At 34.5% G+C, this 17,512-nt stretch carries 12 protein-coding genes; 3 read left to right on the forward strand and 9 right to left on the reverse strand.

Annotation, left to right across the window (positions count from 1 at the left end; genetic code table 11):
* The first annotated feature begins 9 nt into the window (after positions 1 to 9).
* Together LY01_RS07350 and crcB are read left to right on the forward strand one after the other, a co-directional pair.
* On the forward strand, positions 10 to 1,032 hold the full coding sequence (locus LY01_RS07350; protein WP_104515176.1) for an SRPBCC family protein: 1,023 nt from the start codon (positions 10 to 12) through the stop codon (positions 1,030 to 1,032).
* On the forward strand, positions 1,033 to 1,410 hold the full coding sequence (gene crcB / locus LY01_RS07355) for a fluoride efflux transporter CrcB (RefSeq protein WP_104515177.1): 378 nt from the start codon (positions 1,033 to 1,035) through the stop codon (positions 1,408 to 1,410).
* Here the strand turns inward: crcB and LY01_RS07360 are convergent, their stop codons facing one another.
* Entirely contained in the window at positions 1,411 to 1,620 is a 210-nt protein-coding gene (locus LY01_RS07360) for a hypothetical protein (protein ID WP_104515178.1), read from the reverse strand.
* Between the two features lie 55 nt (positions 1,621 to 1,675).
* On the opposite strand from LY01_RS07360, the gene LY01_RS07365 reads away from it, so the two are divergent.
* Positions 1,676 to 2,452: a DJ-1/PfpI family protein gene (locus LY01_RS07365; protein WP_104515179.1), complete on the forward strand. Its 777-nt coding sequence runs from the start codon at positions 1,676 to 1,678 to the stop codon at positions 2,450 to 2,452.
* Between the two features lie 45 nt (positions 2,453 to 2,497).
* Here the strand turns inward: LY01_RS07365 and LY01_RS07370 are convergent, their stop codons facing one another.
* The 8 genes from LY01_RS07370 to LY01_RS07405 form a co-directional block, all read right to left on the reverse strand.
* Positions 2,498 to 3,577 (reverse strand): endonuclease/exonuclease/phosphatase family protein, encoded by a 1,080-nt coding sequence (locus tag LY01_RS07370; RefSeq protein WP_104515180.1) that lies wholly within the window; start codon positions 3,575 to 3,577, stop codon positions 2,498 to 2,500.
* A 75-nt stretch (positions 3,578 to 3,652) separates the two neighbouring features.
* Positions 3,653 to 4,156, reverse strand: a complete 504-nt coding sequence (locus LY01_RS07375; RefSeq protein ID WP_245890651.1) for a DUF805 domain-containing protein — start codon at positions 4,154 to 4,156, stop codon at positions 3,653 to 3,655.
* Between the two features lie 81 nt (positions 4,157 to 4,237).
* Positions 4,238 to 6,520: a translocation and assembly module lipoprotein TamL gene (gene tamL, locus LY01_RS07380; protein ID WP_104515181.1), complete on the reverse strand. Its 2,283-nt coding sequence runs from the start codon at positions 6,518 to 6,520 to the stop codon at positions 4,238 to 4,240.
* A gap of 10 nt (positions 6,521 to 6,530) precedes the next feature.
* Positions 6,531 to 11,645, reverse strand: coding sequence for a translocation/assembly module TamB domain-containing protein (locus LY01_RS07385; RefSeq protein WP_211289280.1), 5,115 nt, complete (start codon positions 11,643 to 11,645; stop codon positions 6,531 to 6,533).
* Between the two features lie 109 nt (positions 11,646 to 11,754).
* Entirely contained in the window at positions 11,755 to 12,507 is a 753-nt protein-coding gene (locus LY01_RS07390) for a hypothetical protein (protein ID WP_170034553.1), read from the reverse strand.
* A 346-nt stretch (positions 12,508 to 12,853) separates the two neighbouring features.
* Entirely contained in the window at positions 12,854 to 13,768 is a 915-nt protein-coding gene (locus tag LY01_RS07395; RefSeq protein WP_211289281.1) for a DUF3078 domain-containing protein, read from the reverse strand.
* A 221-nt stretch (positions 13,769 to 13,989) separates the two neighbouring features.
* Positions 13,990 to 16,479, reverse strand: coding sequence for a DUF7619 domain-containing protein (locus LY01_RS07400; protein ID WP_104515185.1), 2,490 nt, complete (start codon positions 16,477 to 16,479; stop codon positions 13,990 to 13,992).
* An 88-nt stretch (positions 16,480 to 16,567) separates the two neighbouring features.
* On the reverse strand, positions 16,568 to 17,512 hold a 945-nt coding region (locus LY01_RS07405; protein WP_146080385.1), incomplete at its 5' end, for a T9SS type A sorting domain-containing protein.

Below are 17,512 nucleotides of genomic sequence, written 5' to 3' on the forward strand. Positions count from 1 at the left end.
AGACCCTAAATGAAAGCTTTCAAGTACATTTTTATACTAATATTAATCGTCATCATAGGAGGTGCTATCTATTTTTCATTAAAAGATGGAAAATATGATATAACAGAATCTCGTATTATCGCAGCACCACCATCCCTTATCTATGATCAACTAGCAGATTTTAAAGAATGGGAAAACTGGAATCCATGGTTAGAAGATGAAGAAATAACCTCTACAATGGGTACACAAACTAAAGGTGTAGATGGTAATTATTCTTTTACAGATCCTTATGGTAATGGTAAAATGACTATAACAGGAATAGAGCCTAATAAGTATGTGGCTATGAATATGTTCTATGATAATGGTATGACAAGTTCTAACAGTGATGTAATCATGGATCTAGAACGCGTCGAAAATGGTACTAAAATAACATGGAATATTAAGGGTGAACAAGGTCTATTAGATAAAGTAATGACTACCGTATTAGGCTTTAATATGGAAGATGAAATTAAACCTAAGTATACTGCAGGTTTAGAAAATCTAGACAACTATGTGAATAACCAAATGTCTGTACACCAAGTTCATGTAGACGGTATTATTGAAACTGGAGGTGGTTACTTTTTATACATGTCATCTAGTACAAAGAGAGAAAAATTGCAAATTGTAAAATCTCAAATGCTTCAAAACATTATGTCTTACATGAATCGCAATAATATCGATATGTACGGCATGCCACGTGTGGTATATGAAAAGATAGATCCTACTAATAATAGTGTTTTATTCTCTGCAGCACTTCCTGTTGAAAATAGAGAGATTACTGCTACTAACAGTAATATCCTATCTAGTTACCAAGAACCTGGAAAAGCAGTGAAAATCACTCTTAATGGTGCGTATAGTAACCTCGCTGAGGCATGGAGAAAAGGTGAAGAATTTATATCTCAAAACGGACTGGTAAAAGCAATAGCGTCTCCTTATGAAATATATAAAACGGATCCTATGCTTACTCCTAACCCAGCAGATTATCGTACTGAAATTTATATACCTATAGAATAAATGAAGGCGTTTTTATTTGTTTTTATAGGCGGTGGACTAGGAAGTAGCTTAAGGTTTTATTTTTCCTTAATAGAGAACAGTAATACACTAAAATGGATTCCTACCATAGGTGTCAATATATTAGGTTGCTTACTGCTAGGTGGTTTTTTAGCAGCGTTTCATAGAGAGCAATTATCCCATCAGTGGTATGTATTGTTAGGTGTAGGTTTTTGTGGTGGACTTACCACGTTTTCTACATTTAGTGCTGAGTTGTTTTTACTACTCAAAAACGGCTCTTATGCATCTGCAATATGGTATTTGATACTAAGTATAAGTTTAGGAATAATAGCTGCTGGTGCTAGTTATAAATTTACCGAGGCATTTTTATTAAAATCTTAATTAAAAAGCACTTACTTTTTTATTTTTTGTCTTTACTCTCAAAGCACGATTACCTGCAAATAATAATTTACCTAGTAACATAATGATCAATACATCTGCAGAGATGAGAAATACTATTCTTAAAAATGTAGTTAATGGTGTAGTTAGATAAAAACCTGCCATTCCAGAGATAAGTGTTACTATACTAACAATTAAAATAATCCTATTCATGAGTTTTAGTTTGGTTTCCCAAAAATCGTCCAGAAGTATTATCTCTACAGTTAATATGAAATCAATTGTTTATAATTTAACTAACAATGCCAATTTACTCTTAACAGTATTCTTAGTCATCGGCTTAATTTCTTGTAATAAAACTAGCAAATTAGAAAAATCTATAACTAAAGAAGAAGTATCCACACCTCAACTTAAAGAAAATGCATACAATGTGGGTTTTCTAATAATGGACGGTACTTTTAATACAGAACTTACAGCGCCATTTGATATATTTCAACACACTAAATACCGTGAAGGCATAAAACCTATGAATGTCTTTTTGGTAGCGCAAACTATGGATGCGGTCACAACATTTGAAGGAATAAGAATATTACCTGACTATACATTTGATAACGCGCCTAATATAGATATACTGGTAGTTCCCAGTGCAGAGCATCATCTAGATACAGATCTAGAAAACAACACAATGATCAACTTTGTAAAACAAGTAAGTGAAAATGCCATGTATATCACGTCCCATTGTGATGGTGCATTTGTACTAGCACAAGCAGGAATCTTAGACGATAAAGTAAGTACAACCTTCCCGTCAGATATTGATCAAATGAAAGATCGTTTCCCTCAGTTAGATATAAGAAAAAATATATGGTTTGTACATGATCAAAATGTAATTACCAGCGCTGGCGGTGCGAGATCTTTTGAGGCTGCCATGTATCTATGCGATGTACTTTATGGACCTGAAATTACTCAATCTCTTGCTGGTGGACTAGTTCTAGATTATGAACTGGATAAATACCCTCACTTAATAATTGAATCTGAAAAAACAGAATAGATTATTATCTATTTCACATTCTGTACTTAAATATTAGAATAGATCTCAAATATCTAACAGAGATTGTAAATCAGTAGTTTTCAATTGCTTTTTTGCTTGTTTCCAGTCATCTTCATCTGGTTCAATCGGTTTTTGTTGATCTGCAAGCTCTGGCTCATAGGTTAAAACTGCCCATGAAGGAAAGTGGTCACTGTCAAAATCTGCACCAGTACCTGCTTTCTTTAATCTAAATTCTGGTGAGATAAGTATGTGATCTAGTGGCCACCTCATCAATGGATACTGTGCGTGGTAGGTGCTATAAAACCCTCTTCCTATTCTCAAATCTAATAATTTACCTACTGTTTTAGTTAGTTGGGTGCTATGAGACCAAGCCACATCATTGAAATCACCTAGAACTATTACAGGTATTTTAGACTTATTACTTGCGATAGCAGTAAGCATTAACTCCTTATCACGGTCTGTACTTAAAGGATTGTGCTGCGGCATGGGTGGTGTAGGATGTATCGCATATAATTGAAATAAATTTTCATTCTTCATCCTGACCTTAGCATCAATAGAAGGTATTTCTGGATCTACTTGAAATTTAATTCTCGTGTCTGATAATTCTAACCTAGAATACACTAACATACCATAAGTATTATCCTGTGGTTGCTCCACTTTAAAAGGATATGAATCGCCTATTCTATTTTTTATAGCATCACTCCACCTATCATTAGTCTCTGTAAAAACAATTAAATCTGGTTCTTTAGATTCTATTTCTTTAAATAGTTCTTCTGTATTTTTATTTTCTTGCAACACATTTGCCGTATAAATACTAATGTAATTATCCTCAGAAATAGCAGAAGAGCTGTCTTCCACTTCTACCGGATATAACGGTGTGTAATCAACTATTTTAAAAAATTGAAAAGCAAAACAACCCAACAAAACTGTTATATATGCATAATCATTAATCCATTTAGGCTTAAAAGTAAAGAAGTAAAGCAAAATCGCTAATAAGGTAAAAGCGGTAAGTTGAAGATGTGGAAAATCAAAAACTCTTATCCACCAGTAGTCTGCAGCTATAAGAGGCAGTAAACTTAAAAGTGCTGCGACTAGTCCTAACACTTGAAATACTTTTCTCCACATAATATTTTTAAAACAAATATAATATCAGATTGAAAGTAACTCTTTATGTTTTAGAAAGATTTAAAAGTTTTTAAGTTAAAAACCGTCATTATATTGATTTTTAGGAGCGTTAAAATTATCACTTCCTAATCCTTTAGGATTAACACCCCATTGATTAGCTCCATACTTACTGTCTTCCGTTAAGAAAATTAATAACATAATACTTGCTACCGGAACAAATCCTAATAGAAAGCTCCATCCAGATCTACCAGTATCATGTAATCTTCTAACTGTAACTGCTACACTAGGTACAATGGTTGCCAGCACATAAAGAATATAAATGATCAATAAAACAACACGCATTTCTTTAACAGATCCTAATAACATAAATATGAAAAAGAAGAAGAACAAAACTATGAAGTTGAACAATCTAAAATACCAATATTCTGACCTGCGAGCTCTTCCTGTAAAGTTTGCATAATTAGTAAAACACTTGCCTATCATCTCAAACATTCCTGCATCATTAGTTGCAGCCGGCTGGTACTCTTCTCTACCTCTTCTTTGACGGTAAGTGTTATTATTGTTATCGAAATTATCCATTATTCTATCTATTTAAAAAAAGGTACAATATAGTATTTTTAAATATTCCGCTTTCGCGAAAGCGGACAAAGCAAAAAACTCTTAGAACGGATAACCTATAGCAAAGTTGAACACGGGATTTTCTACATCAAAATTCCAACGTTCATTTTCTGGAAGCGATGGATCGTGCCATGGAGCAGCTAGGTCAAAACGTATCACAAATCCTTGAACATCTACACGCATTCCTACTCCTGCACCTATACCTAGTTCATTCAAAAAATTACTACTGAACTCGCCACCATCTAAACCGTTTCCTGCGGTAGACCATACATTTCCTGCATCTACAAAAAGAGCTCCTTTAACATAGCCGTAAATAGGAAAACGATACTCTACATTTGCCTCTAGACGCACGTTACCAGATTGATCAAAAAACGAGATGTCTTCATCATTTTCTGGAGTGTAGGTTCCAGGTCCCAAAGATCGAGTTCTAAAAGCGCGCACACTATACGCTCCTCCAGAAAAATACTGTTTACTAAATGGTAAAACATCACTGTTACCAAAAGGCAATCCATAACCAGCAAATAATCGTGTTGCTAATCGAGACTCTTTACCAAGTAAATAATGAAATCTAAAGTCTACATCTGCCTTTGCGTATTGTGCATATTCTAATCCTAAGAACTCTTTCTTACCTAGATCATTTTCTTGAGCTAATAAACTAATGCTATTACCAGCAACATCTACAGTACTATTCACATAGTACAAGGCTCTCTTGCTCTGACTCAACATACCGTTATAAGTAAATGAATAGGTTAATCCAGAAATAAATTGTTGATCAAAACTACTTTGTAAAAATGCGTTATCGTCTAGTATAGCTTGAAATTCTTCAGATATATTTGTGGGTCTCACGTAGTTAATAGACACCGGATTTAACTCGTGCGTTACATATTTATTTGCTTGCCACACATAACCAAAACTACCGGAAAAAGTTAGTAAACTGTACAACTGGCTACGGTTTAAGATCGATGCATTAAGACTGGTTTTAGTTTTAGGAATGGCATACTCAAAGTAATCACTATCTACCTTAAAAGGAGCTAACACACGTGGGAAAATTAAGTCTGCACCTAAACCGAATTCTGTACTAGTTAGACCACCACTACTGTTACCAGCTACTTGCACTTCATAAGTTCCTGTAGCTTTAATATTCAGAGTCTCTCCACCTTTAAATAAATTACGATTAGAAAAAGTAAGTCCTAATGTAGGACCAGAGAAATCATTTGATTTAGTTACCGCTTGCAATTCGGCACGTATGGCTCTTTTATTTAAAGGAGATAGAAAGATGTTTGCTTCTAAGTAATTAAGACTATCTGTTTGCTCTCCATCTATTTCTGTATATTCTATATTGACAAATTTATAAGCACCTATGGAGCCTAAACGCCTGCTAGTAGCTTTAGATTTTTCTGGATTATACAAATCACCTTTCTCTAAAAGTATAAAAGGGTCTAATCGATCTGGCCTAAAGAAATCTGATTCTTGAATAAAGTCTTTATTTGCATAACGTACGGTATCTACCTTAACAGTATCATTGTTAGTAACGTTATATGGAAAAACATTTACTGACTTTATTTGATATGGTTTTATGGCCTTCGTAGGCACGTCTTGTTTCAATTTTAAAAACAGATCAAATTTTCTATTTTTATATTGATTAGTGTCTGCCTGAAATATTAAAAAACCAGAATTGAAATTATAATACCCCTTATCCTTTAAATTTAAATCTATACGTTCCCTTTCCAGCTTCAAAGCAGATAAATCAAAACGAGAATCTACTTTTATAGGAGTGTTTTTTATCTGATCTTCTAACACTTTATAAAATGGAATAGAGTCACGATCTACCTGATAAGTTTTCATGCGATATGGATTAGGTAAAGTAACATTGTACGATACGTTACCTTCCTTTGCATCTTCATCCTTTAGGGTTTTAGACGATATATTACTAAAGAAAAATCCTCTATTTTCTAATCTATTACGCAATAAATCTCTAGTCGCTTCTTCCTCTACATCACTTAAATAAACAGGCTTCTCTCCTATTTTCTTGTTTAAAAATCTTGCAATAAATCCCGCACTATCTTTATTCACTTTATAGTAATAATGCAATCCTGGACGCATTCCTAGAAACTTTGAATTAGGTTGTGGCGAAAGTGTTGCTTCTAGCTCTAATTTAAGAGCAGCTACATTTTTAACATCTGTCAGGGAATCTAATTTTATATCAAGTGAAGAGCCCGTAAATAACAATTCATCTTCTGGCACGTATTTCTTTACCGCACATGAAGACGCTATAAGAACGATACTTATAACTAATAGGGTTTTTATGTAATTATTTAAATTCAAGTGCTTTGATTTAGTTTTTATTTTCTTCAGTTGTTTTACTCTCGCTGTCCTCTTTCTTCTTTAATTCTTCCTCTTCTTCTTTTCTAGCTTTTTGATCCTCGGCTAGAACTGTCTTTGCAAATAGGTTTTTAAATTCATTAAATTCTTTGGTAAAGATTAATGAAATACCACTTACTACTAGCTGCCCATCTACCACGTTATCATATTGATTGCGACGGAAACCTTTTAATCTCCACTGACCAGCTTGTGTCAACAAATATTCTAGACTTACATTACCTATCACAGGCACTTCTTCTCCATCTTGCGCACTACCTTGAATATCTACTTCACTACCTACACTTACAATTAATCTATCATCTAATAATTTTTTACTTGCCGTTACATCTAATTGTGTTCTTTCCTGTCCACTACCGCTAGCATAGTCTGTATAACTATCTAACCCAAAGTTGAAATCTATACCTGTTTTACCTAATAATTGCCCACCATATTGATTTAATTGATCGCTCAAAGCCTGGTTTAAGTTATCTCTAGCAATAGTTGCCGTTCCTCCATTACTACCATCTGTACCACTAGTAGGGAAAAATTTATTAAGAACAAGAAGAGAAAACACTTGCTTATTTAATTCCTGATCTTGAGTATTAACTTGTTGTAACCTACTGTACACTTCTCCTCCCAAAGCACCTTGTTCATCTTCTGGTAAATCGAGTTTAAAACTAATTTCAGGCTTCAGCAGCTCTCCATCAATATTCAAATACACTACAAAAGGCAATCTCTGACGGTATTTTTCTTGCGTTGCTAGATCTGCACCACTGGTCTGACTAGCCATTATCGCACTTGCACTAGTCTCTACTTTATAAATAGCACTTACATCTAGAATGGCATCAAATGGATCACCAGACCAGGTAACGCTACCACCTTTTGCTAGATCAAAACGTCTAGAAACAATGTCGTAAAGATTAAATTGATAAAAACCTTCAGAAATCTCATACCTTCCTGCAAGTGTCATTCTTCCATTAGGTGTCATTCTAAACTTAAGGTCTGCATCTCCAGAAACCTGTAGTTGATCTCCCGTATCAGGATCTATAATTATAGTAACCTTTGCGTCCTTGCGTACTTTAAAACTTGCTGTTACATCAAAACCTGTTAACGTTGCCGACTCTTCTTCCGTTTGTGTAAGAATAGCATCTGGATTCACCTTATTTACAAATTGCACAATACCATCACGCTCTACCACATCTAACTCTGTCGCTGGTAAAACATAAGTCACATCAGTTACATTCTTTACCGTTACATCTAGATCTATTACAGGAACGTCTGTATTACCAGTTATTTTTGCACTGGCATCAAAGGTAGCCTTACCATAATACAGGTCATTATCCTTTTCAGTACTATTAAGCGCTGTAAAATTAACTGCTTTTAAGTCTAAATCTAGAGTCGGTTGTAATAGGTTTTCTGTTCCCACGGTTCCATCTATAATAAATGGATTACCATTTGCATCTGTAATAGATAGTTGGTCCATGTAAATACCATCATTATCTATTTTAATTTCTTCATTTTTAAAAGTGAAACTAGTGTCTAGCATAGAAACACTAGCCGTTGCATTATTAAACTTTAAAACCCCATCATACTCAGGATCTACGGTTGTCCCTGCCACTTTAAACGTTCCATTTATAGAACCACTACCATCTTTAAGAAAACCGTCAGAAATACCAGCCAGTGTGCTCATCGCGACTTTATTTATATCTAGATCTAAGTTTAATTTTGCAGCAACTTCATTTGCCTCATAATCTCCATCCAGCACTATATCAACATCTTCACCCTTTACACTCATATTCATATCGTACTTAGATGCGTCTAGTGATTTTGCATCTAACTTTAATATTCCTAATGGTGTTTCCATAGCATGAAAATCCTCTATCTGTAAATCTGCAATGAAACCTGTTGCTCCATAAATATCATCTAGGACAAATTCTCCATTCACCTTTCCTGTAGCTAGTTTTTCATCAGAATTTAAGAAACTTAGCAATCCTTGTAATCTAAAATTATTGATCAACATCGCCACATGTTCATTTGTAGTGTTTGGTCTATCAGACCTTAATTCTATACTTTGATCTCCGTTAGTCAACTTAAAATCATTAAATAAAACCTTACTTTCTCCTACAGCTATTTCATTATTTGACGGTATGGTCCAGGGTTGCTTGTTAAGAATAAGATCATCTACAGAAAGGTTAAAAATGAGATTCTCTAGACCGTTTTGATCTCGCTTTCGCGAAAGCGTGCTAGCAAAATGCATCAACTTCTCCTCATCATCATAAGATGTAAAGTCTAGGTTTAACGTGTTACCTGCTACTATACCAGTCATCGCAGTACGTTTAATATTAACTGGACCTGATGCTATTTTCTTAAAACCTAATTGAAATTTAAGATTTTGAGCATCTGACGCTGATGATATTACTAGGCTATCTACCTCACTATCTGCATATTTTAAATAAGCCACTTTTACGTCACTATTTAATCTACGCTCTTTTTCATCAAAATCTACCGCAATATTTATAGTATCTAGTGCTTGTAAACCTGGTAAGATGACATCTCTTAAAATAGGTGCTGGACTTATATTCCCTTTAATCTTCATCACAACCGGTTGTGCCGTGTCCATTGCCGTGCTAGTAGTTAGGTATCTATTAATATGACGATCTAAGGCAACGGTTAGATTTTCTGGATCTACGTTAGACCTTAACTCAAGATCTAACATCTTGTTATGAATATCTACCGATGTAGAATCTGGTTGTACAAATGCTGCGACATCTACATTACCTAATAAATACGACTGATTATCAAAAACAGCAATACCATCTCCTATGGTAGAGTTCACTTTATAGTTTACTCCATCACCTTCATAAGAAACACCTATGTTACCAGCTGCTTTCACATTTTGAGAAGTAATACCAAAGGCTCTTAAATCTACACCTACCACATTTATTTGTGCATTTGCTTTGGTTATATCGGTATCGAGAGTAGCGTCTGCAGTTAGAGATATATTGATATTATCATCTCTATATTCAGTGCTCACATCTCCTTTTCCATTCTTCATCTTTCCTTCTATAGGAATGTTTTTTAATGGATAACCATTATAGGCAAATTCTAGAATTTCACCTTTTAAAACTGCATCCAGCGTACTGATGTCATTACCGCTACCACTTGTTTTTAATTCTAGACTTAAATTACCTAGCCCTTCCATAGCTAGCATTTTATTAAGATTAAGTGTGTCTAATTTTACACCTGCATTAAACTCTATATTCTTATCATTCTTAAAAGAACCATCTAGTGCGACAGCTCCATAACTAGTAGCTAGATTCACCTTAGTTTTTACATCTGTAATCGTCCCAAAAGCACTTGCGTTAAGTCTCGCATTTTCTGGTAGTGTGATTCCTAGTTCATCTTCTTTTATAAAATTGAGAATTGTAGCTCTGGTCGTTACCGCATTAATAGAATCTATATTAAAAGACAGTTGATCTACATCTGTCACGTTTTGTAACCTACCACTCGCATTTATGGATGTAGCGGCTCCCCAGTTTACTATAAAACTGTCTAAATTTATATTTCTTGTACTACCACTGGTTATCAATTTACCATTAAATGGTTTTTGAGCTAGCTTGCTTACATACTCGTTTTGTTCTAATTCTGGCACAAACGCATAAACATCACTTAGATCAAAATTGTATTGCGGTACATTAATCTGGACATTTAAAGATTCTGGATTATTTATCAACGCATCTAAATTTGGGTAACCTAAATTTAAATCAGCTGATAAAGAACTTTTATTTACACTAGCATATAAATTACTAACATCTAATTTCTCATCTGTAATGCTAATAGAACCTTTAAAATCATTAACGCTTAAACCAGAAATTTCTTTCAGTTTTAATTCATTAATGATTACCGCTGCTTTATGATCTCCTAAATTAAAATCACTTAGACCTACTGTAATATCTTGTAAAGAAATGGCATCTGGATTAAGCTCATTTCCAGAAGGTAGAGCGCCATTTACTGTATATAAAAAGTTATTATTTTTAAAGTCTAACTTTTTTAAAGCAACTTTCATGTCAGGCCATTCAAAAGTAGTAGGTTCGTTAGACTCTACTGGCGCTGTAGTATTTGCAGCCACATCACTCATATGCACCGCTACATTACTGTCCTCTAAATTAAAATAAGAAACCAGTATATCACTACCCTCTACATTTGCCTTAGGTATAGAGGTTTCCATAATACCGAAGTCGGTACGTAGAACAATACCATCTGGTTCAGAATTATAATTCATCACCACATTATCCAGTCTTATCTTACCTGCTTTGAGTAATGGAAATGGAGAATCGTCTGCACTATCGGTTATGGCTTCGGCTAGGTTGGTATCTTTAGTGGGGTCTGTATCTTGTTCCGCTTTCGCGAAAGCGGTAACCACATCTTTCTCATAGTTAACAACAGCATTTTTGAGAGTCAAAGTCTCTATATCTACTATCATTTTATCTAGATCTAAGGTATTCATCTCTAGAAACAGCTCGTCAAAATTTGCACTAGCGTCCATTTCATCAACCTGATCTTTATAAATAATATCAAAATTAGAAAGATAAATAGTCCCTATTTTAATATCTAACGGTTCACTAGTAGCCGTGGTATCTGGTGTAGTTGCAAATGCATCTATTAAAAATTCATAATTAAAACCACTAACAGAATCTACTCTTTTAACTCGAGCGGTAAGTCCATGCCACTCTACGTCATCTATTTTAAAAACTGAACCTTTGATGAGCGGCAGTAATGCAATATTTGCTTCAAGACTCTTAGAATATACCAGCGTATCATTTTTAACATCGCCTAGATAAAGACCTTCTACCCTAATATCTCCGTCAAATGTTATGAAAGCACCATCAAGTTGCACATCTGTACCAGTTTTACTTTTTACATAAGAAACCGCCTGATCTATAATTATACTTTGTCCCCATGGGCTGCGTATAAATAATAGCAACAAAATAAGAACTATTAAAATACCCAACATGGTACGCGCAATCCTGCGCAGCCACCTGTATTTCTTCCCTTTTTGAGGTGTTTTAATGTCTTCTTTTTCTGCCAATTTTATATGTAGGAATTAGTTTACCTAACTGGATTGCAAGTTGATAAAATACCAACGTATTAACAGAATTATCTACGATAAAGTTGTGTTAAGAATAAAAAACTGATTTTTAGTCTATTTTTTCGATATTGAAGCTCGTTTGATTCTTAAGAATAGTAATACTCAAATTTTGTGGTGCCATATCACTTTTTGAAATACCTAATCCATAATATTGATAAGCATCTAGATTCATTAATTTTGAGAAGGAAACTGTATTTACTGTTCTGTTTAATGGGGCTTTGATCTTAGCATCATTAATCGCATTGTTATTTTTAAATAAATAGAACTCTATTTCACTTGCCCCATTGTCAGCATTCTTGCGATAAGTAATAGTAAAAGTTACTCTGTATAAACCTGCTACTTCTGGCCTTAGTGAAAAATTATTACCATCATTCACACGCACGTTAGAAGTTGCTAGTCCAGCAGAGTTAGTATTTATACTTGTAAAAGTATACTGTTGTAAATTGCTATTCCAGTCGTTATTAATAGTTAATTGCCCATAAGCTTTAGTATCTACCGTGCCTGGCGCACTGACTTCATTGACTCCTAATTTGATCCAGCTATTGTTCCAAAAGTAAAAACCTGAGTCTGTACCGTTATTTGCCGCATCTGTATTCCATACTACAAGTCCCGTAGCAGGATTATTAACCGGTTGTGCTTCTGACAGGTTTTTTAAATCCATACGTGGAAATAAAACTCCTTTGTCTTCAGAACTGATATCTAGTATGGCAGACTGGTCTGGATTCTGCACATTTAAACCTACTTGAGCGTTAACAAAACCTAGTGATAAGGCACATAGAATTGCCATTAAATAATTTTTCATTTTTCTTTTCATTATGGAAATAGTAGCCACATAAACGTACCATAACGCCACAACAGATGTGAAAATTTAGTTAAACTCTACAGAAAATGACACTTTATCGATTAACGGTAAATAGCAGACTATGACTAGCCTAAGAGCTGAAAAAATGTCTGATTTATTATATTGTCACCTTACCTCATCAACATGACAGGTCTATGACACCTGTGTAGAATTAAACTACTTATTTGATAGATAAATTACTTAATAGAAGAAATTTTAACAGACTTGTTGGACACCATTTTTTCATGAATATAAGTTTTGATGTACCACAAAAATTAGTTTAAAAAAAATCCCAATCACCTGATAACTATGCGGTTTTTTTAGGACGTTCTCCTAGATCATATTTAAAACCTAACCCTATAACCTGACGTATTTGGAATCCTTTAGTGGTATTATCGTCATAGATAGCCTGAAATTCAAAATTACCACTGATGTACTTATTTACCTTTAAAAATAAATTAAGGTTATAATCTATATCAATATTTTCTGGATCTGCGAGGTAATCACTGTATAGACTCAACACATTTTCCATTTGAATATTCTTTGCTACTTCAAATTTTGTATAACCTCTAAAAGAAGCACCTACTTCCCATCGCGTTGTTCTATTAGCCTCTACACCAAAAAATGGTTCATATGCCTCAACAGCTACAGGGTCATTCATATCTACATCAGTAAAATTTGAAGATACTTTGATTAACCTTGTTGTGGCAGGAGCAATATTGAAATTGAAATTTTTAGACTTTTTCCATAGAAAACCTAATCCTAATTGAAAGTAAGAAGGAGAAAAACTGCCAGAGGTCTCGCGACGTCTTTGAACCGTTCTCGTAAGACCGTCATCGCCTGTCTCCTCTTCTGTAAAGAATTCATAACCAGAAATAAACTGAGATCTAAAATTAAAAATCGTACTGTAATTCCAGAAACTTTGATTGATTTGATTACCGAGTATACTGTTTAACTCTAATCGATCAGTAGTCTTACGTATATATCGCTGATCTTTAACTTGAGAAAGACCAAAATCAGTAATCAATTTAGTATCCCATGAAAGCTTTTTACGCTTATACTGTATGTCATAACTGATTCCTAGGTTACCTGAAACATTAGTAACCCCACCACCTTGCCAGTCTGCATTAAACGCACTTTGATTAAATATAAAACTAACTCTACCCCACGACATCCAGTTAGGTTGTTTTACAGGAGGAATACTGTCCTGCGCAGCAGTCATACTGGTAATTAAACAAAATAAAATGGAGAAAAAATAGGACTTCAAACTAGTAAATTATGCGTTTGAAACAAATATATTAAACCCAAAATAGAGACTATAACCTTATCAAAACTTTAAGTTTTCTTTAAGTTTTGTGTTGTTGTCGCTTTCGCGAAAGCGGAACAAAAAAAGCCTCTTCTATTAAGAAAAGGCTTTTCATTTTTTTTGAAGTTATGAGAAATTTACTCCACTAGCAACTTCTCTATTTTTTGTCCTGCGTTGCTTTTTATAGTTACAAAGTAAATACCTGAAGACAACTCTCCTATTTCTAGGCGTTGCTCGTTTACTGCGCCTGTAAATTGTGTTGCTGTGATCATTCTACCATTCATATCGGTTATGCTGATGCTTTCTATGGCATTGTTTGCAGTCGCGTTAATAAAGTTGTTTGCAGGATTAGGATAAATGGTGATACTGTTATCTGTAGCTTCTCCTACGCTTGCTGTACTCATGATACTTACTGTCTCTGTATTGGTTACAATTGGAGCGTTGAAATCAAAATAAATATCAGCAGTATTATCAAAAGTATCTCCTGCAACTAAAGTGTTTAAAGTTTTGATTTTAAATAATACATAACCATCGTTAGTCGCATCATTGAAATCTAGATTGATATTTTCATGAATGAATTCTACTACATTTCCTTCTCTTATTCTCGTATAATAATCGTGACTACCACCTAGCGGAATCAATGTTGTGATATCAAACTGACTTAAATCAATTTCATCTTTTACAACGATGTTTACCGCACTAGCCATACCTGTATTCTCAAAACGAATCATATAATGAACATATTCTCCAACATCGCTTGGGTCAATAGTTTTACCTTCTAAACAAGTTTTATCATTAGGATCATAAGAGTTGACAACAGTTTGATCAAAAACCATTGTGTTATCTACTGGCATGGCGTCTGTTCCAGTTCCTATAACTACTCCAGTGAAAGTGAGAACATCTCCATCATTTAGCGGATTTGTTGTTTGTGTAGGTGTGTTCATGGTCATTGTAAACAGAAATTCTTCCATCTGGAAAGGCTGTAAATTACTCACTGACCAACTCAACTGATTAGTTGCAGGAGTTGCTGCCGTAGGCGTTGAAGAAAGTAAATTCATGAAATCTTCTTCAAAATCTAATGTCACTATTCCACTGGTCGTAACATTTCCTTTGTTTTTAACTACCACTTTATAATCGGTATCAAAACCTGGTCGTGCTTGTTCTAATGGAACTACGATTACTTCTAGGTCTTCTATGGAACCATTTGCCGTGACACAAAAATCTTGAGTGAATGGACTGGTTTGGGTTGGGAAATCTACAATTACGTTTGGTGGTGAGAAATTCCAGTAGGTTGGGTTTTCTGGGCTTGGGGTTACCGTAAAAATACCATTTGGCATATTAACAAAGTAAGAGCCCGTATTTCCACTTAAAAAATTGAAGTTAAAATTTAATGATGAGACATTAAATTGTGAATTTGAAAACATTGGATCTGAAATGCTACATCCATCAGAGCCTAAATCCAGAGTTGCGATTCCATTTACAGTATTAAAGGTGTTAGCATACACTTGGACAGCGACATTAGGCAGACCTTCACGAGACCTTGTGCCATTTGCTAAAGGAATAGCATCATCAACATAATTTGCAAAAGTTCCAATTTGGGTTGGATTTTCAATTACACCTAACCATGGTTGACAATTTCTTGCAAAATAAATCTTACCATTCGGAGCTAGTTGTAAAGAACCTCGGGAAGAAGGTGATCCGGTAGACCCTCCCAAAAAATTAGGGTTTTGATTCCAATTTGAACTTCCGTTAATTTCATATTGAAAAATTTCTCTTTGATTTGTTATACCACATGCGTTGCTAGAATTTTCTGTATTTGAATTAACATATAGAAGTCTAGAGTCAGGCGAAAATTCAATTCCATAAAATCGATTGAATGCTGTAGAACTTGTTAACCTTATTGGATTGGAAATAGCTCCCGTAATCGGATCAAAATCAGTCAGAAAGGCACCGTTAATATCACCTACACTAGTGTTAGCAATCTTGCTACCATCTGGCGATATTTTAAGCATTCCTCGTTCATCTGTTAAAACTGAAGTAGCAGTCAAAGCAGAAACGGTAGGATTGGTAATATCAATCGAACCATTAATCAAAGGGTAAGAAAAATATAACCCATTGTTAAAAGTAACTATCCAATTTACAGTTACCAATGGGTTAATATAGGCAGTTACTTTTTCTTGAGCACTTTGATTCATGGAGATATTCTTTCTGGAAACATCGACATCTCCAAGTCCATTATCTAATGTCATATCCACAACACTGTAAGACAAACCGGTATTTCCATTTACCGTGAATATTAAAAATTCATTAGTTGTGGTTCTATTTCTAACAATAAGTTGCTGTGCTGAGGATGAGCTTCCGCTTAATCCTTGTCCATTAGTCATAACGATATGATTCTTATTCCAAACGGAAGTACCATCTGTATAAAATAACAAATTCCCAAGATCATCACTAATAGCACTACAACTTTCTATTGTGTTCAATTGACCATCATTTAGGACTGTAGGCGGAGAGGTTGAAAAATCGAGGCCTGCATTTTCTCCAAAATACCAAAATCTACCATGATTTTGAGCTATCAACAAATTTGAAAAAAATAGAAACGTAACGCCAAGTAAGATACTTCTCATAGTGATTGATTGATTGATTGATTGATTGATTGATTGATTTGCATAATAGATGTAATTTCTCTCAAAAGGTTGCGTAGAAATATAAAATTTATTTCACAATCAACTTCTCCACCTTTTGCCCTACTTCACTTTGAATAGTCACAAAGTAAATTCCAGCACTAAGGTTTTCTAAAGAAATACGTTGCTCTGTTCCATTTCCTGTAAAATTATTTTGAGATAACATTCTTCCATTAATATCAACTATAGTAAAGCTCTCTAAACGGTTGGCAGCGGTTAGATTCATAAAACTAGTTGCTGGATTGGGATACACCTTTATACTTGTGTCTGTCGTCTCGCTTATACTCAAAGGAGTCATTATGGTTACAACTTCTGTATTTGTAACTATAGGTGCATTGAAGTCAAAGAAAATATCAGCAGTATTATCAAAAGTATCTCCTGTAACTAAGGTGCTTAAGGTTTTTATTTTAAACAGGACATAACCATCGTTAGTCGCATCATTGAAATCTAGATTGATATTTTCGTGAATGAATTCTACCACATTAGTATCTCGCACACGAGTATAATAATCATGACTACCACCTAGCGGAATCAAAGTAGTAATATCGAATTGAGCCAAATCAATTTCATCCTTTACAACGATATTCACCGCACTAGCCGTACCTGTATTCTCAAAACGGATCATGTAATGCACATATTCTCCAACATCTGCTGGATCGATGGTTTTACCTTCTAGACAGGTTTTATCATTAGGATCATAAGAATTCACAACCGTTTGATCAAAAACCATTGTATTATCTGCTGGCATGGCGTCTGTTCCAGTTCCAATAACTACTCCAGTGAAAGTGAGAACATCTCCATCATTTAGCGGATTTGTTGTTTGTATAGGTGTGTTCATGGTCATTGTAAACAGAAATTCTTCCATCTGGAAAGGTTGTAAGTTACTCACTGACCAACTCAACTGATTAGTTGCAGGAGTTGCTGCCGTAGGCGTTGAAGAAAGTAAATTCATGAAATCTTCTTCAAAATCTAATGT

Source organism: Nonlabens xylanidelens, assembly GCF_002934445.1.
Lineage (GTDB): Bacteria > Bacteroidota > Bacteroidia > Flavobacteriales > Flavobacteriaceae > Nonlabens > Nonlabens xylanidelens.

Coding starts and splice junctions, on each gene's coding strand:
- LY01_RS07350 (WP_104515176.1), top strand. CDS start 10: ATGAAAGCTTTCAAGTACATTTTTATACTAATATTAATCGTCATCATA.
- LY01_RS07365 (WP_104515179.1), top strand. CDS start 1,676: ATGAAATCAATTGTTTATAATTTAACTAACAATGCCAATTTACTCTTA.
- LY01_RS07400 (WP_104515185.1), bottom strand. CDS start 16,479: ATGAGAAGTATCTTACTTGGCGTTACGTTTCTATTTTTTTCAAATTTG.
- crcB (WP_104515177.1), top strand. CDS start 1,033: ATGAAGGCGTTTTTATTTGTTTTTATAGGCGGTGGACTAGGAAGTAGC.
- LY01_RS07375 (WP_245890651.1), bottom strand. CDS start 4,156: ATGGATAATTTCGATAACAATAATAACACTTACCGTCAAAGAAGAGGT.
- LY01_RS07390 (WP_170034553.1), bottom strand. CDS start 12,507: ATGAAAAATTATTTAATGGCAATTCTATGTGCCTTATCACTAGGTTTT.
- LY01_RS07395 (WP_211289281.1), bottom strand. CDS start 13,768: ATGACTGCTGCGCAGGACAGTATTCCTCCTGTAAAACAACCTAACTGG.
- LY01_RS07360 (WP_104515178.1), bottom strand. CDS start 1,620: ATGAATAGGATTATTTTAATTGTTAGTATAGTAACACTTATCTCTGGA.
- LY01_RS07370 (WP_104515180.1), bottom strand. CDS start 3,577: ATGTGGAGAAAAGTATTTCAAGTGTTAGGACTAGTCGCAGCACTTTTA.